The organism is Aquisphaera insulae, assembly GCF_011064615.1.
In the GTDB taxonomy this organism is placed as follows: Bacteria; Planctomycetota; Planctomycetia; order Isosphaerales; family Isosphaeraceae; genus Aquisphaera; species Aquisphaera insulae.
The window spans coordinates 58,140-80,415 of record NZ_JAALJH010000016.1 but is presented as its reverse complement, the minus strand read 5'-3'; the positions used below and the strand labels follow the sequence as shown (position 1 = coordinate 80,415).

The window sequence follows — 22,276 nt, the reverse complement described above, 5'->3', positions numbered from 1 at the left end:
TCGCCGTGGCCCTCATGACGGCCCGGTCGTCGCATCGGTCGCAGAGAGCGTGGAAGCGGCACCCTGAATCGCCCGACGAATGGCCTCCGCGACGCCGATCGGCCGGATCTTCGGGAAGGTGTCGAGGGCGACGCGCGAGCGGACGACCGTGGGGTTCTTCAGGCCCTCGATCAGGTGCCGGCCGACCTCGGATCTTGTGGGCGTGACCAGAGTCAGCCAGAGGCCGGAGAGATAGGGGGTCAGCACGGGCACCTTGATCAGGACGCGGCGGAGGCCCTTCTGGCGGGCGTACTCGCGGATCAGGTCCCGATAGGCAGAGACGTCCGCGCCGCCGATCTCGATGATCCGGCTATCTCCGGGAGGCAAGTCCTTCGCCGCGAGCAGGTAGGCGAGCAGGTCGTCGATGGCGATCGGCTGGCAGGCCGTCGAGAGCCATAGCGGGCAGAGCATCACGGGGAGTCGGTCGGTCAGCGATTTCACCAGGTCGAACGAGAGGCTACCCGCACCGATCACGATCGAGGCCCGGAACTCGATGGTCTCCACGCCCGAATCGCGGAGGACCTGGCCTACCTCATGTCGGCTTCGGAGATGGGGCGAGAGGCCCGGATCATCGTCGTCGCCAAGGCCGCCGAGGTAGATGATCCGGCGGACCCCCGCCCCGCGTGCCGCGGCGCCGAAGGCCTCTGCCGCCGCCCGGTCTTCCTTCGCGAAGTCCTGCGCGTTCGACATCATGTGGATGAGATAGTACGCCGTCTCGATCCCCGCGAGGGCCCGGTCGAGCGAGGCCCGGTCGGCCACGTCACCGAACACAACCTCGGTGGACGGCCCGACCTTGTCGCGGAGCTGCTCCGGCTTGCGGGCCAGCGCACGCAGCCTCGTCGCGTCCGCTTCGAGCCGCGAGATGAGCCGGCCGCCGACGTACCCGGTCCCCCCCGTCACCAGGATCCGCGGCAACTCCGTGTGCTCACCGTCGGGCATGGTCGAGACTTCCCGGGAGACTCGGAACGGGAATCGCGTTGGTTCGACGTAGAATCGTCTGAAGGCGAAAGCCGGTACGCAGATTTCGAGCCAAGAGGAGACGATGGTCTCATTGACGCAACCGTCCGCCGAGGTCATCCGCGCCTTCCTCGCTTCGCAGGCGAGGGCACCCCTGACGTACGGTGCGGTCGGCGGGACCGTGACCGAGCCACCGCCGGGATACGTCGTGGACCATACGCGGGCCGTCGTCGGCCGCGGCGATCTGGCTTTCGTCCGCGCCCGGACGGCCCTGGAGCGCTGGCGGCAGCTTAGCCTGGGTTGGGTCCAGGCCCGTCCCGATGACACGCCGATCCACCCCGGCGAAGACGTCGCGATCATCGCCCGCCGATGCGGGGTCTGGTGGCTCAGCGCCTGCCGGATCGTGCGGGTCGTGGACGAGCCGGGGCCGATCCGCCGGTTCGGCTTCGCCTACGGGACGCTCCCCGATCACGCGGGCATCGGCGAGGAGCGCTTCCTCGTCGAGCTCGACGAAGCCACGGGCGAGGTGACCTACGATATCCTCGCCTTCTCCCGCCCCAACTGGCTCGTGACCCGGATCTTCTACGGACAGATGCGGCACCTCCAGCGTCGATTCGGCCGGGATTCGGTCGCGGCCATGAAGCGGATCGTTAACGACCAGGGCACGACACTCGATGAGAGCGACGGCCGCCGCCATTGACCTCGCGCCGGTTCAAACGTATGATCGTCTCAACGTCCAAGGCATCCCGCCCGGGAGTTCCCCGAATGCGTTCCGCTCAGACGATCCTTCGACTTCTTATCATCCTCGGCCTTACCGGCCGGGCGAGGGTGGAGTCCTAGGGTTCGTCTTGTCGGTGCCTTGAAGCAGACAACGAAGCCCCGAGACTCGCCCTCACCGGCGGATCTCGGGGCTTTCTTCGTTGACGGGCCCACGAGTCGATCCGATACCATGGAATGAGTCCCCCGAGAGGACCGGAGAAAGTAGCCATGAGCGTCCAGCCCGCGACCACGAGTGATGCCGAGCCCGCCGCGGCCGACCCGAATCGGGTCCGGATCTTCGACACCACGCTCCGCGACGGCGAGCAATCGCCCGGGGCGAGCATGAACCTCGCGGAGAAGCTCGAGGTCGCCCGCGCGCTCGCCGGCCTTGGCGTGGACATCGTGGAGGCCGGTTTCCCGATCGCCTCGCCGGGCGACTTCGAGGCCGTCCGGGCCATCGCCGGGGAGATCACCGGGACCACGGTCTGCGGCCTGGCCCGCTGCAACGAGAAGGACATCACCCGCGCCTGGGAGGCCGTCAAGTACGCCCAGAGGCCGCGGATCCACGTCTTCCTGGCCACCTCGGCCATCCACCGCGAGCACAAGCTGCGGATGACCCCCGCGCAGATCGTCGAGCGGGCGGTGGCCAGCGTGAGGCTCGCCCGGAGCCTCTGCGCCGACATCGAATTCTCCCCCGAGGACGCGGCCAGGACCGAGATCGACTTCCTCTGCGAGGTCGTCGAGGCGGCCATCGAGGCCGGCGCCTCCACGGTGAACATCCCGGACACCGTCGGGTACGCGACCCCCGCCCAGTACGGCCACGTGATCCGGACGATCAAGGAGCGGGTGCCGAACATCGGCCGGGCCGTGATCAGCACCCACTGCCACGACGACCTGGGCATGGCCGTGGCCAACAGCCTGGCGGGCGTCGAGGCCGGCGCCCGCCAGGTCGAGTGCACGCTCAACGGCATCGGCGAGCGGGCCGGCAACGCCGCCCTCGAGGAGATCGTCATGGCGCTCCGGACCCGTCACGACTACTACGGCGTGACCACCGGCATCCGGACCGAGCGGCTCTACCCGGCCAGCCGGATGGTCACCACCATCACCGGGCTGGTCATCCAGCGGAACAAGGCCATCGTCGGACGCAACGCCTTCGCCCACGAGTCCGGCATCCACCAGGACGGGATGCTCAAGGAACGCTCCACGTACGAGATCATGCGCCCGGAGGACGTGGGCGTTCCCAAGACCGACCTGGTCCTGGGCAAGCACTCGGGCCGCCACGCCCTCCGGGACCGGGTCGCGGAGATGGGCTACAGCCTGTCCGAGGAGCAGCTCGAGATCCTGTTCAACGACTTCAAGGCCCTGGCCGACAAGAAGAAGGAAGTCTACGACGAGGACCTCGCGATCCTGGTCGAGAAGCACCTGGGCGACGTCCCCGCGCCCTGGCAGTTGCTCTCGCTGCACACCACCGCCGGCACCGGCGTCCTGCCCACGGCCACGGTCAGCATCCGCCGCCCCGATGGCGAGGTCGTCCAGGATGCCGCGATCGGCGACGGCCCCGTGGATGCCATCTTCAAGGCCGTCGAGCGCGTCACCGGCGTGCACGCGAATCTCCACGAATTCGTCGTCCGGAGCGTCACCCAGGGGAAGGACGCCCAGGGTGAGGTGACCCTGGAGCTCGAGGTCGAGAGCGGCGACCGCAGCTTCCGCGGCCGTGCGGCCTCCACCGACATCATCGAGGCGAGCGCACTGGCCTACATCAACGCGGTCAACGCCATCCAGACCATCACCGACCGCGGGCAGGTCCGAGAGGTCGTCGGCCGCCCCGGTGCGGGAGCCTGAGCATTCGATCGACAGGGGTCAGGGCCCGGCTCGTGCTCAGGGGCCGGGCCGGCGGCGACGCCGGGGCAGGTCCTTGAGCTCGATCCAGGCCCGGTTCGCGGAGAGGGGGGAGCGGGCGGCGACCTCCTCCGCGCGACGACGGGCGAGGTAGCGTTGCTCGGCCAGGGCGTCCGTCGCCGCCTCGACGCGCTCGCCGACAGCCTGGCCGAGGCGGCAGTAGGCGTCTCCCATCCAGCCACTGAACCGCTCCATGGCCCGCCCGACTCTGCGGCAAAGTCTCATGGGAGTACGCCCCTCGGTTCTCTCGGTGGATCGACGGGTACGGAATCGCGGCGCCCGGGGCGCGAGTCCTCGACGCGATCAGGATATCAACGAGGCGGCCAGCTCGTCCACCAGCCAGGTGACCTTCCCGCCCGCCGTCTGGAGCAGCGACGCGGGGAGGCCCGATCGCGGGTCGCCATTCAGCGCCGCGGCCACGGCATCCGCCTTGTGGGCCCCGGTCGCCAGCATCAGGATCGACCCTGCGGAGAGGATCGTCTTCACTCCCATCGTCAGGGCCCGGGGGATGACCTTGTCCGCGCCGCCGAACTCGCGGACGGCATCCGCCCGGGTGACGGGGTGAAGCTCCACCAGCCGGGTCGGCAGGGCGAGCGCCTCCTCGACCGGGAGTTCGGACGGCTCATTGAAGCCGATGTGGCCGTTGCGACCGATCCCCAGGAGCTGCACGTCGAGTCCGCCGTCGGCGGCGATCCAGCGCTCGAACTCGGCGCAATGATCCGCGACGAACGGCTCCGGGACCGTGCCGTCGAGAATGTGGGCCGCCTGCGGGGACAGGTCCACCAGGCTGAACAGGTGCCGGTGCATGTAGCACCGATAACTCTTGGGGTCCAGCGGCTGGATCGGATAATACTCGTCGAGGTTGTAGGTCACCACGTCCCGGAACGAGAGCTCGCCGGCCGCGTGCCATGCGGCGAGGTGCGCGTAGACCTTCTGTGGGGTCGATCCCGTGGCCAGCCCGAGGACGGCGCGGCGATCCGGTTTGGCCCCTCGGATCGCCTCGGCGATCAGGTCCGCGGCGGCCCGGCTCGCCGCCCCGGCGTCGGAGAACACCCGGATCGTCATGCCGGCACGCTGAAACGTTCGGTTCTCGTCGGGCATCGTCGTCTCGATCGGATAGCGAACAGGAGTTTGATCACGGCGGGACGACCCGGATCGCCTCCACCGGGTCGAATCCATCGGATCGGCCCGGTTCAGCTCGGGTCAGAGCGGGGTTGCGGAGCTGGTGCTAAGATTCCGAGCCGGGTCCGCGACGGCTCGCCGCGAGTCGCCCTGGTCGCCGGCCTCGGGCCCGATCGTTCCCCTCGGGATCTGTCCGCCGAGCATGCCGAGGGCGACCTGAATCGGGTCGCACCGGGGACTGTCGCAACGATCGGGGTCGAAGGTCTCGATCTGGTACATCTCCACCCCGACGAACCGGTCGTCGGTCCGGTGTGCCCGGCCGGCCAGGCTATGTCCCTCGGCCCATTCGCGGGCGAGTGCGGCGTAGGCCCGCCCCAGGTGAGAGCAGAACTGCGTGTAATCCGTGAGCAGGACCTGGGACGCATGGCAATGGATCGCCCACTCCTTGGTCCGTTCCGCCTCGCCGTCGTAGCTGAAATAGGCGTTGGTCTCCGGCAGCGGTCCCCAGGGGGTCCAGCCGGTCATGACCAGGGTGTCCGCGAGATTCGCCCCCACAAGGCCGATCGCCCCGAGCGCCCGAGTGACCCGATGGGCGGCGTGGGCATCGGTGGACGGCGGCAGGATGAGCGCCCCGGGCCGCCGCTTGACGAACCACTCCACGACCTTGGCAATGTCGGCCTGGGAGGGGATGTAGCCGGGGGCCCGGTACGCGTCCAGGTTCCAGCAGACGGCCTCCGCCCCCAGGACGCTGCACTCCAGCCGGAACTCGGCCTCTCGCACCGAGATCTTCTTCTGGTCGTTCAACCAGGGTGCCGCCACGTTCCGCTCGCCCGCGAAGACCAGCACCTCGATCACGGGCAGGCCCCGTCGAACCGCGTACTCGTGCAGGAGGCAGGCCGCGGTGATCGCGCCGTCGTCGGCATGCGGGCAGAGCATGACCAGGGGGCGATTCGGGCCCACCGCGTGACGCAGGGTCTCGCGAATGTCCACGACCTGGCCATGGCGCCCGAGGCCCTTGACGGTGTCCAGGATCCGCTCGATGTCGCCGGATGTCGTCTTCAAATCGGAACTGCTCATGATCGCTCGAATCGAGGAATCCAAAGGAATGCGCGAAATCCCGGGAGCTCCATTCTGAGGCCCCGGGCGGCCGGCGTCAACCTGGCGAACCGCGACCCGCGGGGCGACGGCCTCACGACATGCCTCTCCCCTCCGACCCCCAGGATCGGCCCAACTCTTCAGCGGGCAAGCATTCAGATCTTGTGCTGCTCGAAGAGTCGCGACCGGAAGCGGGACCACTCCGAAGCGGAAGCCGCCGGAGCATCGGGGTGCCTGGTGATGTAATCCGTGAACAGCTTGTCGAGCAGATCGAACCGCTCCGAGAGCGCCCGAACGACGGCAAGGGCCAGCGCCTCCGCCGCGTGCGGATGCTCCCGCCTCAATGCCTCATGCGCAGGATGATGCAATGTGAGCATCCAAACATCGGTCTTGGCTCGGACCGTCACCGTCGGGGGCTTCGGCTGGAAGAACGAGGTCGTCCCGAACACGGCCGGGGATGAGAGGGTGGTGAGGATCTCCTTTCGACCGCCCGAAAAAGTTCGATCCAGCTCGACCGTCCCCTCGATCAGGAAGGAGAGGTGATCGTTCGGCTGCCCCTGGGCCAGGAGCGTGCTGCCGGCCCCGGCTTTCTGCTCGTCGAGAGCGTTCAGGACCGCGCGCTTCGCATCCGGGTCCACCTCCGCCAGCCACGGCGCCGACATGAATCGCGCGGCCGCCTCCTCCTGGATCATGAGCCCTGCCCCCCAGCGTAGCGTTGGTGCGGGGCGGGCGACCCGTCCCGTTGACGAGTCCCGCGACCCGACGGCGACTTACCCGATTATACCGAATCTAGGTGCATTCTCGCGCACGCTCGGGGCGACTCCGACGAATTCAGCCCAGTGACCTGCGGGATCGGTCGATGGAAGACGACGGAGGATGTCCGCTCGTCGCCTCGGCGAGGCGAACGCGGCCACGGGCGGAAGTTGCAGGCCCTGGCGGAGGGAGTCGCCATGAAATCGTCGCCAAATCGCCGGTTCGTCTTACCGCTGCTGCTGATCGCGCTGAGCGGCCCCGGCTGTACGGGTATGCAGTCTCGCCTGGCGTGGCGTTCGAAGGGCCAGGACGAGCCCCGGATCGGCCAGCGCACCTCCCTCTTCCGACACATGCCGGACCCGGTTGACGCCGCGGGGGCCATGGCGACGGACGCGACGCCGCGATCGTCGGAGGCTGCCCCGGAAGCCCTGGCGCACGGCAACCGAGATTCGGAGGTCTGGCCGTCCCCCTCGCGACAGGGCCGACTGTCGCGCTGGTTCCCCCAACTCAGCTCGCGGAACTCGGCCCGGACCTCGGTCGAGACTGCCGACCCCTACGGTCGCTTCGCCTCGCCGCTCGCCGCCGCCGCCATCGGCCGTGGCCGCGATTCCGACGTCCGGACAACCGGCGGCGACGACCCCGACTCTCGCGACGTCCCGAGCGGGTCCGGCCTCGTCCTAGGCGATCCCGAGCCGCTCTCGGGAACGACGGCGCCCAGATCGGCGGTCCCGCCTCGACCCCGCCCCATGCCGCACGAGCTCCCCAGGCCGGCCGGCGACGTGGCGCTCGAGGTTCGGCCGGGAGACCTCCCGGCGACCGACGGCCCGGCCCTGGTCGAGACGCCCCCCGAGCTGTCTCCGGCGAACAACGATGAGGCGATCCGCCGGGCCGACGACCGCCAGCCCAGGCTGGAGGAGCACCTCCAGACGGTCTCGATCTCCGAGGTCGCGACGGAGGCCCCGGGCCCTGCCCTCGCAATGCCGGCGATACCGGCCGGTGGGACCACGGAAAGGCCGTTGGCGTCGCCGTCGGCAACTCCTCCCCTGGACGCCAGTGCACCCACGGAAAAGTCAGGCTCCGTTCCGGTGGCAGCTCCGTCCTTGCAGCCCCCGCCACTGACCCCGCGAGGCGATTCGCCTCCGCCGATCCCGGCGCCCCCCAGCGTCACTCCGCCGACGACACCGACGCCGAAGCCGCCCACGACCACGACTCCCAAGCCACCTGCCCCGGCACCGGCCCAGAGCGGACAGAAACCCACGGCCCCCCCTTCGGAGCCCAAGCCCAGCGCAGAGCCCGGCCCGAAACCGATCACTCCCGGGCAGGAGGCAACCACCCCGACGGCGCCGGCTCCGGCTGTACCGACCCCCGCTCCGGCCGCTCCGAATGCCTCGGAGGCGGCGGCCGACGTCGCGCCTCCGCTTCCCGCCATCCAGGTTCCGGCCGCGACGACGGGCCAGGCCACCGAACCGGCCGGTCCGCAGGCCGCGATTTCGCCCTCCAATCAATCACGCTCCATGCCCTACCCGACGACCTGGCGATCCCCGGCGGCCTCGGCTCAGGCTCCGTCGCCGCAGACCAGGCCGACGGCCTCCGCGCAGTCCGCGTCGGCGAAGCCCGCCGGACACGGGCATTCGTTCCTCTCCTGGCTGCACGACCTGAAGCATCCGAAGGGGACACACGCGGCCGCGCCCAGGTCCTCGCCGCAATCCGTGGCCGAGGCCTCACCCAGCCCCCAGCTCCCGGCGATCGTCCTGCCGACCAGCTACGGCAAGGCCCTCAACGCCCCCTGCCCCAGGCCGGCCACGACGGTTCTCGCGTCGCCGCAGTCCCCGCCGCCGGCGCCGGTCGCGAAGACGCCCTCCGCCTCGCCGCAATCGGCCGTCGCGACGTCAGGCCATCATGAAAAGGCCCACCTCTCCTGGTTGCACTGGGGGATCCTGTCGGAGACCGTCCACAAGATGAAGGGCAAACTCGGCGACGGTTGCTCCTGCTCGTGCCACAGCACGCACGGGCCGCTCCCCGGCAAGGGCTGCACCCCATGCAGCGGCCCGGCGGGCTCGTCGAAGTGCCGCGGCATCGCCTACCCGTGGGCATCGCCGCAGGGGAGCATCCGCCCCGCGAGCCCACAAGCGGCCACGGTCGGCTCAGGATCCCCCCAGGCGAGCCGCGTCCCGAAGGCCGGGGAGCTCGTCGATCGCATCGCGTCCAAGGGCCTCGACGAAACGCCGGAGCGCTAGCTCGAGCTGGTCGGCCGTCTCCTGGTACTGCTCGATCACGTCGTTCTGGTCCCAGCGGTCCTCCGGCTTCCGATAGAGCTCCGGCGACCGCGGCTCCTCGGGGTCGGAGACCAGCGGCAGGATGTAATGCCAGTGGTGGGTCCGGATAGCGAACTCCTCCGCGTCCATTCCCATGCAAGCATAATCGCGAACCTTGGTTTGATCGCCGCGAATGATGGGCAGCAGGTCGTGGCCGTGGATCGCGGGCTCGTCGTCCTTGCCGGCGGGGACGCCGAAGGCGCCCAGGATGGTGGGCAGCAGGTCCACCGTCTGGACGATCGGCTGGCGGCGGATCCCGCCGTGCTTGCCGCCGGGCATCCGGACGATCAGGGGCGTGTGCACGAGCTCCTCGTAGAGCCACGGGCGGAACCGGCGGACGTAGCCGTGCTCACCCAGAGGCTCTCCCTGGTCGCTCGTGAAGACGATCAGGGTGTCCTCCATCCGGCCCATCCGCCGGAGGGCGTCGAACAGCTCGCCCAGCCAGCGATCCACGAGCGTGACGGTCCCGGCGTAGGTCCGCCTCAGGCGGAAGAGTTCGGCCTCGTCCAGGACCTCCCCCACCGCGCCGGCGGGGACGTCGATCAGGACGGGTATCTCCTCGACGTCGATCTCCTCGTCCTCGGACTCCTCGACGAGGTCCCCTTCCTCGCCGGCCTCGAACTCGTCGGGCTCCTCGGTGGCGTACTGGTCGCGGTAGGGCTGGGGCGGATCCCACGGCCCGTGCGGGCTGAAGATGTCCAGCCAGAGGAGGAACTCGTCGGACTCCTTCCCGCGCCGCTCCAGCCAGTCGATGGCCGACCGCACGGTCCGGGCGACGCCCGTGTTTTCTTCCGAATCCGTCCCGAGCACGGCTCGGTTGCGTAGCAATTGCTCCCAGCGCGTCTTCCAGCGTTCGCGGTCCGGGTCGTCGTCGGGGGGAAGTCTCAGGCCCGGCTCGTCCTCCAGCCGAACGCCCTTCGCGCGGCGATCTGACGGGGGAATCAGCGGATCATATCCGCTCCCCCGGACCCAGATCACGTCATCGAAGCCCCGGCCGTACCCGAGCCCGATCTCGCGGAGGAGCGGCACGTCCGAGATCAGGGCCGTCCGGATTCCCCGGTCCCAGAGTCGATCCGGCAGGATCAGCTCGTCCGGTCGGAGGGGCGTCCATCCCTCGTCGGCGTCCGGAAACCCGTACCGCCCGGTCCACCAGGTCCGCCGCGTCGGCAGGGTGGTCAGGTTTTCCGGGAAGTGGTGATCGAAGGCCACCCCCTCGGCCGCCAGCCGATCGAGGTTCGGCGTCTCGATCCAGGCATTGCCATATGCACCAAGGAAGCCTAGATGCATGCTATTGCAGACCACGACGATGACGTTCATGGGCAGAGATCATCTCCCGCCGGTCGTCGGGGGCAGTGCCCGCGATGGCCGTCGTATCCCCGGACCGTAGTCCTTACCCGGTCAGCTCCCGGTCCTCTTCCTCGAGGCCCGATGAGTCCGGTTGGGCCGGACGATGCCGACGAGCGGCAGCCCCGCGACATCCCGGAGTTGCGCCGGTGTGACGCTCACCACGAAGGCCTCGGCCGCATCCAGTCGCACCACGTCCCGGGCCAGCCCGAGCGCGCCGAGGGCCTGCTGAAGCTGATCCATGGCCTCCCCGCGCCCCAGGTCCGGTCGCGTGCCGCGGGGAACGACCTCCGACTTTGGTGGCATGGCCCGCGAGGCCGGTCGGGCCGGGACCTTCAGGCCAGCCCCACAGAGCTCGACGATGACGCTCCGGCGCGACGTGCCGGACGCCGCCGCGAAGTCGCGGAGCTCCCCGAGATCGATCTTCGAGGCGTCCGGGTGGCTCATGATCGTCCATCCTATCGGCAAGGCGCCGGTGACGCAAAGCCGATCCTCGATGACCGCGGTCGGCCGGCCTCTCCTCGCCGATTTTCCTTGGACACGAAGGCGTCCCGGCTGTCCAATGTGGGTACGGTCGGCCCGTGTAGGACTCCGGGCGACGAGATCGACATGGCTCTGGGCTACCTCGGCCTTTGAGCTCGAGGCTCGACCCCATCGGAGTCGCCAGGTGAGCATTCGCATGTCTCGCGGATCGTTGGTCGTTGCTCTCCTCCTCGCCGCCCTGGTCGAGCCGTCGGGGGCTCGCGGTGGCACGCCGGGTCCGGAGGAGAACCGCTCGGCGGTCCGGCGGTCACTGCCACTGATCGCGCGGAGCGCGAAGGAGTACACCCGCCATCGCGATTGCTTCTCGTGCCATCACCAGGCCGTCCCGGTCTTCGCGTTGAGGCTGGCAAAGGAGCGGGGCTTCGCGGTGGATTCGTCGCTGATCGAGACCCAGTTGGAGCAGGCCGAGGCCGACCTGAGCTCCGCCGCGGAGAGCTATCGGAAGGGCGAAGGTCAGCCCGGTGGCGTCACCCGCGCGGGCTATGCTCTCTGGACGCTCAAGGCGGGAGGCTGGGAATCCGACGAGACGACCGCGGCGGTCGTCGAATTCCTCCTGAAACACGACGAGAAGCGGGGGTACTGGCACACCACCTCGAATCGTCCTCCCTCCGAAGCCAGCCCGTTCACCTCGACATACCTCGCGATCCGTGGCCTTGTCTCGTTCGGGCTCCCGGATCAGAAAGGGAGAATCACGGCCCGGATCGGGGCGGCCCGCGAATGGCTCTTGAAGGAGCCGGCCAGGGACAACGAGGATCGCGTGTTCCGCCTCTGGGGTCTCGAGGCCGCGGGGGCGACCCGTGACGAGGTGGAGACCGCGGCCAGGGCCCTGCGCGACACCCAGCGCCCGGATGGCGGCTGGTCGCAGCTCGACGGCCAGCCCAGCGATGCGTACGCGACGGGCTCCGCCCTCGTGTCCCTGCATCTGGCGGGGCGACTGGCCACCGACGACGCCAGGTATGTCCGGGGGCTCGCCTACCTCGAGACCACCCAACAATCCGACGGCTCGTGGCACGTGAGGAGCCGGAGCAAGCCCTTCCAGACCTATTTCGAGAGCGGCTTTCCCTACAAGGAAGACCAGTTCATCTCGATGGCCGCGAGTAGCTGGGCGACGGCGGCGATCGCCCTGGCGTGCCCGAAGCCCGAGAGCTGACTCCGGCGCCCGGAACCGACGAGAGCCTGGCGGTTCTTGAAGTCGATCGGCAGGACGTGGAACGACCGGCCTCACCTCCCGGGGCTGACCTTTTCCTCTGTGGTGCAGCCATCCCGCCTGCTCCGCTCATCCTGGCTCGGAGTGATCCGCTTCCAGGAAGTCGGGGACATGGTGCGGAACCGACCCGTGAAGGGTGGCTCCGCCATGGCGATCGGGCGGGACGTGGGCGGCCCGCTCGCCGGGCGAAGCCGGCTTCTACAACGGGGCTGAACCGCCCTGGAGGGAGCCAGGGCGAGGATCAGCCGGAGCGGCCACTCGATGTCGACGACGTCGCGAGGCCGGCCGGCCCATCGCTGTCGACCACTCTGGAGGCCCGTAGCCGAGCTCCACGGCGTAGCCGATGGCACGCAGGACGTCGATCCGGCCGAAGCCATGGCGGTGGTTCTGGCCGGCCTCGCCCAGCTCCTTCACGGTGCTGATCAGGAGCGTCTGCACCAGATTCGAACGAAGTGCCACGGGGACCTCGTGCAGCCCGGGGAGGGCGCCCAGCAGGATGGCCATCGCACCGGCGACGTGCGGCGTGGCCATGGACGTGCCGCTCCAGGTCTCCCAATCTCCGCCGGGGACGGCGGAGAAGATCTCCACGCCCGGCGCGGTGACCTCGGGCTTGGAGTAGACCAGGGGGAGGCTCTCGTCCGCCACATACCGCGAGCTCGTGATGATCTGGGTGCGGCCGCCGCTGAACCCTGCGGCGCGGTCGTCCACGTCCGTCGCGCCGACGGTGAACGCGAAGAAATCGTTACCCGGCGACCCGGTCGTCTGCGAGCCCTCATTGCCCACGGCCACCACCACCGGAATCCCCATCCGGTTCGCCGAGATGATGGTCCGGGTGTAAGTGTCCAGGACGTCGGCAGAGAGCCTCAGGCCGCCGAGCGACATGCTGATCACCTGGGCCCCGCAGCGTAACGCCCATTCCATCCCGGCCAGGATCTGGGCGTCGGTCCCCACCCCGTCCTTGAGGACCAGGCCGGCCAGCACCTGCGCCTCGGGCGCCATGCCGATGCAGCGCCCGGAGGCGCGACCGCCGGTAATCGTGGCGCCGCAATGCGTGCCGTGCTCCCCGCTGTCATACGCCGATGAGAGGTCGTCGGCGATGATCCGTCCGCTCGGATCGAACTCGGCGAATCCCGCCACCCGGCCGGCGAGATCCGGATGCGAGGAATCCACGCCGGTGTCCAGGACCGCAACCTTCACACCTCGGCCTCTCGCCCCGAAGACGCCCCACGCGGCCAGGGCCCCGGTCCTGGCCAGGCCCCATGTGCTCGATTTGTTGTCCCGGACGACGACCGGCAGCTCGGGCGCCTTGGCCACGGGTGGCACCTTCACCGTCCGATTCACGTAGATGTCCAGAGCCTGAGGAAGCTGCCTGGGCAGCGCCGCCAGCTCGTCGCGCGTCACTTCCAGGACGGCGCTGCCCGAGGACAGGAAGTGGACGGGCACCGGCCGGCCCCCGTCGGTCGATCGCGGTGCTTTCGGCTCGCTCCGACCTGCCCGCGTCCTCTCCGCCTTCGCAACGCGGTCGAGCACCCAATCAGACTCCATCAACGGTTGAAGTGCGCTCTTGCCCCGTGCCGCGAGGTCATGCTCCGCGACCTGCCTGGCCCTCACACCCGCCAGGAAGCTCTCGGCGGACGGCGAGGAGGATTGGGCGAGTTCGCGCCTCGCCGACTTCCCCCGCGCGCCGCCTCGCGCCGAACGCTCCAGCAGCTCGAAACGCGGCGGCACCAGGGACCTGGCCGAGGCCACCGAGCGCCTCAGCTCGATCGCCTCGACGCTCGCCTGCAGGTAGCCCTCCATGTCGTCCGCGGTCATCATCTGCACGATCACGCTCACCGTCTTCCGTGCCGAGCCCCCGGCGCCCAGCCGGTGCTCCTCCACGATTTCCTCGATCCTCCTCTTGAGATAACCACCGCTCATGCCCGCCGCCTCCCTTTCTCAGATCCCGCCCCACCTCGGCTTGATGTCCCGGCGAGATCACAGTGTACTATTGTACCCTATTCAGGCGTGGTCCGCACGAGAGAAGTCCCCGGAGGAACGGGATGTCCGCCGCGATCCTGTATCTCACGGACGGGCTGCCCGCGGAATCGGCGGAGACCCCGGACCGCGGCGGGTCGGGCTGCTCGACCTTGACGCCGAAGGTTTCCTGGCCGAGACCTTCCTCACCGAGAGCCTCTTTGGGCCGCTCTCGGGCACGATGATCGAGACCTGTCCCGAGCGGGGATTGTCGCACGACGCGATGGTGGATCTTGCCATTCCTTGTAGCCACGTAGGCCCTCCGGGTGGCGGTGGTGGAACACCACGGGACCGGCTCGGCCCCGGAGAAAAGCCTGTCCAACTACTCGGCCTGCTCTCCGTGGTGTCCCACCACGGCCACCCGCTCCATCTGTCAAGCTCTCTGAGCCCCGAAGCCCCGCAGTTTGCGACAATCCCCTCGAGCGCCGCGTCGACCCACGTCCGGCGCGGTTCCGGCCATCTGGATCTGGCTACGCGGTTTCCGAGCAGGGCGTGCAAAGGAGGTCGACGGTGTCGTTCGTGAATGTCGCGGAGAAGGTCGGCCGGTGGCAACGACTGCAAGAAAGGGGCTCGAGGGCCCGGAGGAGTGGGTTCCAGAACAGGTGGTAGAGGCGGCGGGCCTGTTTCCGCTGGATGGTGATCGGCACGATGAGGACGGGCAGGGTAACGCGAGCCAGTACGATCGGACGGACCTCGGCGCGGAGGGCGTAGTTCTCGCCGAGCTCCGCGAGCTTCCGCCGCAGCTCCAGGTCGACCGCCTTCTTCCTCGAGGCGACCTCCTCCGGCGACGGCGGCTCGGCTCCCCGGCGCTTCGAGCCAAGGGCCTCACGCGAGAGGGCCCGGTAGTATTCCTGGAGCCGCTTGCGGTCGCGATCCATCCGTCCCTCGATCCGGCGGACGAACTCGGACGACGACGCGACCATCCGCCGCTTCGACTCCGCGACGGCCGCGGCGTAGGTCGTCGGCGAGGACGACGGTCCGGGCATCGCGGAAGGCTCTTCCGTGACGTCGCCCGCCAGGCCGGGCTCCTGGAAGATGTCCGGCAGGTCGACCGGTGCGCCCGTCCTCGCGTTCACGGCGACGCGGAAGAGCCGCTCCCAGACGTCCTCCGATCGGATCGAGGCGTGCAGGTTCCAGATGTGATACTCGGCATGGCCCGGCTCCGCGGGCTTGGGCAGAGCTCGAGCGTTCTGCCAGACGAACGTCCGGGCGACCCGCTCCGACAGATCACGACTGGTGAGATAGCGCTCGCCGATCCGGAACGAGCCGTCGCGCGGGATGGCCAGGTCCAGCACCCGGCCGGCGACATCCAGGAAGTCGCTCGCGAGGCTGACGTGAAGCGCCCCTCGCCTCATCACCGTGGAGACCTCGAACTCCTCGCCCGGCAGGTCGGCCTCCTTCGCCAGGGCCGGCGGCACGACCACCGCGCCGGGCGACTCCGGTTCCGGCCAGTCGGCGACGCCTCCGACCCGATCGAAGAGCTCGATGGTGAACGACTGGAGCTCCCGGTCGAGGGACGTGCTGTGCCCCTCCCCTGCCCCCTGGGCCGGCACGCTCACTGGAAGTCCTCCCCGAAGAGTGCCTCGTCGAGCTCCTTCGCCTGGACGTACGTCTCCTGCGCCTCGAGCAGTGTGTCGCCCAGGTCCTCGAACGATCTGGACAGCTCGGTCTCGTCGCGGGACTTCAGCCAGAGGTCGAGGACCAGCGACTCGAACTGGTCACCCTCCTCGAGATTGCCGAGGATCGATCCGACCTCGCCGACGACCAGCTCGAACATCCGGATCTTCTGGTTCAGGACGTTGAGGATCCGTGCCTCGAGTGAGCCGTCGGTGCAGAGGTTGAAGACGAAGACGTCGCGGGTCTGGCCGTACCGATGGATGCGGCCGACGCGCTGCTCGATCCGCATCGGATTCCATGGCAGGTCGTAGTTGATCAAGGTGTCGGCGAACTGGAGGTTGCGGCCCTCGCCGCCGGACTCGGTGCAGAGCATGATCGGCACGACTTCGCGGAAGAGCGCAACGGCCTCGTCCTTCTCGTGCGCCGTCTGCTCTCCGGAGAAGACCGAGAATTCCTGGCCCCGCGCCGCCAGGAGGTCGGCGACGTGGGCGAGCGTCCGGCGGAAGTTCACGAAGATCAGCAGCTTGTGCCCTTCCGACTGCTTCAGGAGCTCGAGCAGCCGGCGATCCTTGGCCGATTCCCCGATCGTCGCGGCCTCGCGGGCGAGCGCCGCGGCTTCCGGATCGAACAGGCCGATCTTCTCCAGGGAGGCCGCGACCGCGACCGGGTTGCTCCCCTGGGCGCTCAGCAGACTGCTCAACTGCAACCGCGAGACCTTCGGCGAGGTGTCGGACGGGGAGGCCTCCTCCGCGGCATCGATCTCGACCTGCCCGGGGTCCGCGTCGTCGGCCGGGGCATCCTTCACGAGTCCGCTCCCGCGGCGACGCAGGTAGGCGGTGAGCCGCCGGTAGAGGTCGGCCTCGACGCCCTCGGGATGGGCGATGACGGTCTGGGCGTAGCGAGGGGGCAGATTGAGCTGCACGAGGCTGCGGGTGTTGCGGATCATGACCTCGCCAAGGAGCGTCCGGAGCCGCTGGCGGTTCAGCGGGTCGCGGGGGTTTCCCCGCTTGACGTAGTGTTTCTTGAAGTCGGCCTCGGTCTTCAGGTGGCCGGGCAGAAGGAGCGTGAGGAGGTTGTAGAGCTCGATCAGGTTGTTCTGCACGGGCGTCGCGGACAGGAGGAACATGTACCGCCGCTGAAGGGCATTGATGAGCTGCCAGTTCTGGGTCGAGCGGTTCTTGCAGTGGTGTGCCTCGTCCACGATCACGAGGTCCCACGGCTGGGCCGCGACCACGGCCGACCGCTTCCGGGCCTTGGCGAAGGCCAGCGAGGTCAGCACGCAGTCGTTCTCCATCCAGAACTCCTCGCGGTCGGCCGCGGCGGTCCTCGGCGGGATGCTGAAATCGAGGTGGAACTTGGCGCCGAGCTCCTCATGCCACTGGGAGACCAGGGGCGCGGGGACGAGGATCAGGACGCGGTGGACCATCCCGCGGAGGAGGTACTCGCGGAGCAGCAGGCAGGCCTCGATGGTCTTCCCCAGCCCGACCTCGTCCGCGAGCAAGACACGGCCGTGGAACTGGCGGAGGACCTTGCGGACGGTCTCGATCTGGTGGGGCAGATGCTCGACCCCGGTTAGGCCCTCCAGGCAGAGTAGCTCGTCGAAGCCGCGGAGCAGGCCGAGCCGGGCAAGCTCCAGGTGGAGGAGCAAATCGCGCGGGTTGGACGTCCGGCCGCCGTCGCGGAACGATTCGGCGTGGAAGGCCACCGGGATCCCGCCGGCCGTCGTCCACCGATCGGCGAACAGCCCTTCGGGGGGGATCGAGGCGGGAGGCTCGGCCGGGGGCGGCGCCACTTCGGCGTTACGTTTCTTTGAGCTCATCCCCTCGAACCCCTCGCCGAACGTGATCTCCTCGCGATCCCGTACCATTCTACAAGGAATTCCCTCGGAGAGGCCCGCCGCGATCTTTTCTGACGCCGGCTCCTCCCGGTTCGGCCCAGGTGTCGCCCGCTGCGATTCCGGAATCTCGCCCCGTTCCCGCTCGGGCCGGGGCCATGTCGCCCCTGGGCCCCGGCTTGGGCTCGCCCAGACGAGTCCATCCAGCCCGGCGGATGAGGAGTGGTCGCGCGGGGGGATGGGCGGAGCCGGCCGATGGCGGCGGCATGGGCTCTCTCGGTCGCCGGGCGGATCCGGCTCCTGACGCAGGTTCGGCGGAAATCCCTCCGGGCCCGAGGCATCATCCGGACTGGTCGCGACGTATGAGATCGCTGGCAAGAGATCACGGGAACTTGGTGCGATCTTCATTCGGCTCGGGTATCCCTGTAGGGGATTCAAGGCGGACGTTGGCCCGCCCCGCCCGCCCGGGTAGAGATGGCGAGCCGGGCGACGCCGGACGAACGTCCGCCGCGGACCTCCAACGATTGAGGAGATGAGATGACCTCGTTTCGAAGCATGGCCCTCGTGGGCCTCGCGGCGGCCTCGTTCGCGACCGCGGCCGACTCCCGGGCCGCGGGGCCGGACCGTCATGTGGTCGTGATCTCGATCGACGGCCTGCCCGGTTACCTGCTGGACGATCCCCACGCCTCGTTGCCGGCGATTCGAGGGCTGAGGGACGACGGGGCCTTCGCCGCGGAGGGGATGCGGGTGTCCAACCCGTCGGTCACCTGGCCGAACCACACCACGATGATGACGGGCGTCCACCCGGAGAAGCACGGCGTCCTGTTCAACGGCCTGCTCGAGCGCCATGGCGTGGGTCAGCCGGTCCGCGTGGTGCCGAAGAAGGACCAGAAGGACCTCGTCCGAGTCCCGATGCTCTTCGATCACCTGAAGGCGGCGGGCCTCGAGTCGGCGGCGATCAACTGGCCGTGCACCAGGGGCTCGACGTCGATCGAGGCGAATTTCCCGGACGTTCCGGATCAGCTCTCGGCCGCCTCGGACGTGGTGAAGTCCACGCTCGAGAAGTTGGGCCGTCATGCCCGATTCCTGGACGGTGGGCCTGTGGTCCGCGACGAGATCTGGACCGACGTCGCCTGCGACGTGATCCGCGAGCGGCGGCCCAGCCTCGTCGCCGTCCACCTCCTGAACCTGGACTCGACCCACCACAAGTACGGCCCGAAGACCAACCCCGGCTACACGTCGGCCGGCCTGCAGGACGCCAACATCAGTCGCATCCTGGCGGCGATCAAGGAGGCGGGCATCCGCGAGAAGACCACCGTCTTCGTCGTGGCGGACCACGGCTTCATCACGGTCAAGAAGACGCTCAACCCCAATTCGCTGCTCCGAAAGGAAGGGCTCCTGACGGTCGACGGCAACGAGGTCAGGTCGGCCCGCGTGCAGGTGGTCCCGGAGGGGGGCATCGGCATGGTCTACTGCAACGATCCGGCGACGGCGGACAAGGACCGCGAGACCGCCAGGTCGCTCTTCCAGGGCGCCGAGGGCGTGGCTTGCGTGCTCTCCGCGGAGGACTTCCCGAGGTATCACCTCCCGCTACCGAAGGCCGATACCCGCATGGCCGACCTCGTCCTGGTGGCCAAGGACGGCTACTCCGTGACCGCCAAGGCGACCGAGGATGCGTTCGTGACCCCCGCAAGGGAACCCTTCGGGGCCCACGGCTACGTGTCGACCGATCCCCAGATGAACGCCATCTTCGTGGCCTCCGGCTACGGGATCCGCACGGGCGTGAAGGTCAAGGACGTCGAGAACACGGACCTCGCCCCGACCATCGCCAGGATCCTTGGCGTGAAGCTCGAAGGTGCCGGCGGGCGCGTGCTGACGGAGATCCTCGACGGCCACGAATGACGGATTGACCGGACGATCCTCCGACGGATCGTTGATCGGGCCGCCGTGCGGCCGAGCATGCCACCGGGGCCTGCCGCCTTCGTTTCCGATTCGCCGCCGGGGTTGCAGGACTGTGCCCGAGATCCTCGTCGGCGGTAGAATCGGCCCCCGACCCGGTCGGCGACGCGCCGGGGGACCGACTCGAAGGGGACGAGGACATTCCCATGCACCTACCGATGGTTCTGGTTGCGATGCTCGCGATGGGGGTCGCGCAGGCGACCGCCGCGCCGGACCGCCACGTGGTGGTCATCACGCTCGACGGCTTCCCGTCCTATCTCCTCGACGATCCGAACGCGTCCTTGCCGACGCTCCGAGGTCTGCGGGACGCCGGCGCCTACGCGGTCGACGGAATGCAGATCTCGAACCCGGCCGTCACCTGGCCCAACCATACCACCCTGATGACGGGCGTCCATCCGGACCGGCACGGCGTGCTGTTCAACGGCATCCTCGAGCGCCACGGGGTCGGCAAGCCGGTCCGTGTGCTCTTCCAGGGGAAGGAGCAACGGGATTTTGTGCGGATCCCACTCCTCTTCGACCACCTGAAGGCCGCCGGCGTGGAATCGGCGGCGATCAACTGGCCGTGCACGCGCGGGTCCACCTCCATCGAGGCGAACTTCCCCGACGTCCCCGAACCGCTCGCCCACACCTCGACCGGCGTCAAGTTGTTCCTGGATCGGGCCGGCCACGTCGCGCGGTTCGCGGGGGGCAACAATGTCGTACGCGACGAGATCTGGACCGAGACGGCCTGCCAGGTGATCCGCGAGCGCAAACCGGGGTTCCTGGCCCTTCACCTGCTGAACGTGGATTCGACGCATCATAAGTACGGCCCGAAAACACTCCCGGGCTACACGGCCACCGCCCTGGCGGATGCCCAGGTGGGCCGGGTGCTCATGGCGCTGGGTGAGGCGGGAATCCGAGAGCGGACCTCCGTACTCGTCGTCGCCGACCATGGCTTCGTGACCGTGAGGAAGACGCTTCGTCCCAATGCGATCCTCCGCAGGGAAGGACTGCTGGTGGTCAAGGGGGCGGAGGTCACGTCCGCGCGGGTCCAGGTCGTGCCCGAAGGAGGGACCGGGATGGTCTACCTGACCAATCCGGAGACCGCCGAGATCGACCGGCAGTCCGTGCGGAGACTTTTCCAGGGAGCCGAGGGCATCGAAGCGATCCTCGGCCCGGAGGAGTATCCTCGATATCATCTCCCGGCGCCTCGCGACGACCCGCAGATGTCGGACCTGGTCCTGGTGGCCCGGGACGGGTACGCATTCACGGCGTCGTCGGCCGGAGAGGCGCTCGTTGTGCCGGTCGACCAGCCCTATGGGGCCCACGGCTACATCTCCACCGACCCCGCCATGAATGCCCTCTTCATCGCCTCCGGCTCGGGCATCAGGCCCGGCACGAAGATCCGGCGGGTGGAGAATGTGGACGTCGCCCCGACGGCGGCGAAGCTCCTGGGCGTCAAGCTCGACGGGACGCTCGGTCGCGTGCTCGGCGAGATCCTTGAGGGCCCGGGATGACGTCTCCGCGGGCCCGCGATCATGCGACGACCCCCCGGACGATCTCATCGAGTCGGTCGTAGCCGATCGCCATGCCCTGCTCCATCCCGCTTGCCAGGGCGCCTTCGCGAGCCTCCGCGGACGGGTACTGGACCGTCAGCTCCATCCGGGTCCTCTCCCCGATCTCGATGAGCGTCATCGTGCAGAGCTGCTCGCCCATCTCCGGCCCGCCCTGCATCTCGAAACGTTCGGTGCGAACCGTGCGCTGAGGCGGGACGATCTCGTGGTAGACGCCGGTCATCTTCAAGACCGCGCCCTCCGGCCCGGACCATTCCCAGCGGAAAGATCCGCCCACGCGTTGGTCTTCCTCGCAGACGGTCATCGCCCAGCCGGGAGGTCCGAACAGCCAGCGTTTGAGCAGCTCGGGCCTGGACATCGATTCCCAGACCAGGCCCCTGGGCGCCTCGAACTCCCGGGTGATCAGGAGCTCTCGATCGCCGACGGTCGTCACCTTGAGCACGTTCTTCATGCCATCGCTCCGGTTAGGATGAACCTTCGCCCTGCTCCGCCCCACGTCCCCTCTTGAGGTCTTCCAGGAGGTCGTCGAGCCGGTTGAAGTTGGCTTCCCAGATCTCCCGGTAGCCTTCCAACCATGCATCGGCCTCCGCCAACGGCCTCGCCTCCAGCCGGCACGGCCGGGACTGCCGGTCCCGTCCTCGCGTGATCAGGCCGGCTCGCTCGAGCACCTTGAGATGCTTGGAGATCGCCGGCTGACTGATTCGAAAGGGCGCGACCAGCTCCTTGACCGTCGCCTCCCCCTTCGCCAACCTCGCCAGTATCGCCCGCCGGGTCGGGTCGGCGAGCGCCATGAACGTGGTGTCCAGACCTGCTGTCGTCATCGGTAAATAACCTCGTTGTTCTATAACCTATTGGAAATATACAGTCCAAGGAGCGGGGCGTCAAGCGGGACTCGCCGCGGGCTTCACCCCGGAAATGACGCGGGACGGGAAGGCAAAGGGCCGTCCAGGGAGGACCTTGGCGAGCCGGAGAAGCTGATGGAATGATGCACCAAGGCGCCCACCTGTAGAGGCCCGGGGACGTTTAAGCGATCTCCCGACTCGGGAAACGTGGCATTTTCGATTTATCGCTTGTGACGGAGATGGAAGCCGTTACAAAATGGGGCCACTCCCGTTGTACGGTTGACTTCTCTCGGCCATCGCTCATATTTCCGAAAACTTGACTCAAGTTTTTGGGAGAGCGGGTCGCAGGACAAATCTTCGGTATACTGAGATGTATGGTATCCGACTTGCTAATTTGTCCGGCGACTGACACACGGGGATTG

General features: G+C 68.6%; 18 protein-coding genes. 6 read left to right on the top strand and 12 right to left on the bottom strand.

The annotated features are described in order from the left end of the window. Positions 1-12 precede the first annotated feature (12 nt). Positions 13-978: an NAD(P)H-binding protein gene (locus tag G6O54_RS11635; RefSeq protein WP_165225083.1), complete on the bottom strand. Its 966-nt coding sequence runs from the start codon at positions 976-978 to the stop codon at positions 13-15. 103 nt (positions 979-1,081) lie between these two features. Between G6O54_RS11635 and G6O54_RS11630 the strand changes: the two genes are divergently transcribed. Both G6O54_RS11630 and G6O54_RS11625 read left to right on the top strand, forming a co-directional pair. Then, a complete protein-coding gene (locus tag G6O54_RS11630) occupies positions 1,082-1,696 on the top strand; it encodes a DUF1990 domain-containing protein (RefSeq protein WP_165225080.1) in 615 nt (204 codons plus the stop codon). Positions 1,697-1,983: 287 nt separating this feature from the next. Beyond that, positions 1,984-3,597 carry a 2-isopropylmalate synthase gene (locus G6O54_RS11625; protein ID WP_165225077.1) on the top strand — a complete coding sequence of 538 codons (1,614 nt, stop codon included), beginning with the start codon at positions 1,984-1,986 and terminating at the stop codon, positions 3,595-3,597. Between the two features lie 36 nt (positions 3,598-3,633). Here G6O54_RS11625 and G6O54_RS11620 read toward each other — a convergent pair whose 3' ends face one another. The 4 genes from G6O54_RS11620 to G6O54_RS11605 form a co-directional block, all read right to left on the bottom strand. Continuing rightward, the gene (locus G6O54_RS11620; protein WP_165225073.1) at positions 3,634-3,849 is read right to left on the bottom strand and encodes a hypothetical protein; all 216 of its coding nucleotides are present in this window, start codon (positions 3,847-3,849) and stop codon (positions 3,634-3,636) included. 108 nt (positions 3,850-3,957) lie between these two features. Continuing rightward, the gene (locus G6O54_RS11615; RefSeq protein WP_165225070.1) at positions 3,958-4,755 is read right to left on the bottom strand and encodes a glucosamine-6-phosphate deaminase; all 798 of its coding nucleotides are present in this window, start codon (positions 4,753-4,755) and stop codon (positions 3,958-3,960) included. A 102-nt stretch (positions 4,756-4,857) separates the two neighbouring features. Then, a complete protein-coding gene (locus G6O54_RS11610; protein WP_165225067.1) occupies positions 4,858-5,853 on the bottom strand; it encodes a PIG-L deacetylase family protein in 996 nt (331 codons plus the stop codon). 173 nt (positions 5,854-6,026) lie between these two features. Next, complete coding sequence (locus G6O54_RS11605; protein ID WP_165225064.1) at positions 6,027-6,563, bottom strand: cyclic nucleotide-binding domain-containing protein; 537 nt, start codon at positions 6,561-6,563, stop codon at positions 6,027-6,029. 258 nt (positions 6,564-6,821) lie between these two features. Between G6O54_RS11605 and G6O54_RS11600 the strand changes: the two genes are divergently transcribed. Beyond that, positions 6,822-8,861, top strand: a complete 2,040-nt coding sequence (locus G6O54_RS11600; protein ID WP_165225061.1) for a hypothetical protein — start codon at positions 6,822-6,824, stop codon at positions 8,859-8,861. Here the strand turns inward: G6O54_RS11600 and G6O54_RS11595 are convergent. Then, positions 8,769-10,256 carry a sulfatase family protein gene (locus G6O54_RS11595; protein ID WP_165225058.1) on the bottom strand — a complete coding sequence of 496 codons (1,488 nt, stop codon included), beginning with the start codon at positions 10,254-10,256 and terminating at the stop codon, positions 8,769-8,771. The two genes, G6O54_RS11600 and G6O54_RS11595, sit on opposite strands and share 93 nt — an antisense overlap. Positions 10,257-10,337: 81 nt before the next feature. Next, positions 10,338-10,730 carry a hypothetical protein gene (locus G6O54_RS11590; protein ID WP_165225055.1) on the bottom strand — a complete coding sequence of 131 codons (393 nt, stop codon included), beginning with the start codon at positions 10,728-10,730 and terminating at the stop codon, positions 10,338-10,340. Between the two features lie 220 nt (positions 10,731-10,950). On the opposite strand from G6O54_RS11590, the gene G6O54_RS11585 reads away from it, so the two are divergent. After that, positions 10,951-11,976, top strand: a complete 1,026-nt coding sequence (locus tag G6O54_RS11585; protein ID WP_165225053.1) for a prenyltransferase/squalene oxidase repeat-containing protein — start codon at positions 10,951-10,953, stop codon at positions 11,974-11,976. A gap of 255 nt (positions 11,977-12,231) precedes the next feature. Here the strand turns inward: G6O54_RS11585 and G6O54_RS11580 are convergent, their stop codons facing one another. From G6O54_RS11580 to G6O54_RS11570, 3 genes are all read right to left on the bottom strand, one after another. Continuing rightward, on the bottom strand, positions 12,232-13,953 hold the full coding sequence (locus G6O54_RS11580) for a S8 family serine peptidase (RefSeq protein WP_165225050.1): 1,722 nt from the start codon (positions 13,951-13,953) through the stop codon (positions 12,232-12,234). Between the two features lie 566 nt (positions 13,954-14,519). Beyond that, on the bottom strand, positions 14,520-15,608 hold the full coding sequence (locus G6O54_RS11575; RefSeq protein ID WP_165225047.1) for a hypothetical protein: 1,089 nt from the start codon (positions 15,606-15,608) through the stop codon (positions 14,520-14,522). Continuing rightward, the gene (locus tag G6O54_RS11570; protein ID WP_205678742.1) at positions 15,605-17,533 is read right to left on the bottom strand and encodes a DEAD/DEAH box helicase; all 1,929 of its coding nucleotides are present in this window, start codon (positions 17,531-17,533) and stop codon (positions 15,605-15,607) included. The genes G6O54_RS11575 and G6O54_RS11570 overlap by 4 nt, the downstream gene beginning before the upstream one ends. A 504-nt stretch (positions 17,534-18,037) precedes the next feature. Between G6O54_RS11570 and G6O54_RS11565 the strand changes: the two genes are divergently transcribed. Next, complete coding sequence (locus G6O54_RS11565; protein ID WP_250846838.1) at positions 18,038-19,402, top strand: alkaline phosphatase family protein; 1,365 nt, start codon at positions 18,038-18,040, stop codon at positions 19,400-19,402. Between the two features lie 203 nt (positions 19,403-19,605). Beyond that, a complete protein-coding gene (locus G6O54_RS11560) occupies positions 19,606-20,955 on the top strand; it encodes an alkaline phosphatase family protein (protein ID WP_165225044.1) in 1,350 nt (449 codons plus the stop codon). Between the two features lie 19 nt (positions 20,956-20,974). Here G6O54_RS11560 and G6O54_RS11555 read toward each other — a convergent pair whose 3' ends face one another. Both G6O54_RS11555 and G6O54_RS11550 read right to left on the bottom strand, forming a co-directional pair. Then, on the bottom strand, positions 20,975-21,463 hold the full coding sequence (locus tag G6O54_RS11555) for an SRPBCC family protein (protein ID WP_165225041.1): 489 nt from the start codon (positions 21,461-21,463) through the stop codon (positions 20,975-20,977). 13 nt (positions 21,464-21,476) lie between these two features. Further along, entirely contained in the window at positions 21,477-21,833 is a 357-nt protein-coding gene (locus G6O54_RS11550) for an ArsR/SmtB family transcription factor (RefSeq protein WP_165225038.1), read from the bottom strand. Between the last annotated feature and the right edge of the window lie 443 nt (positions 21,834-22,276).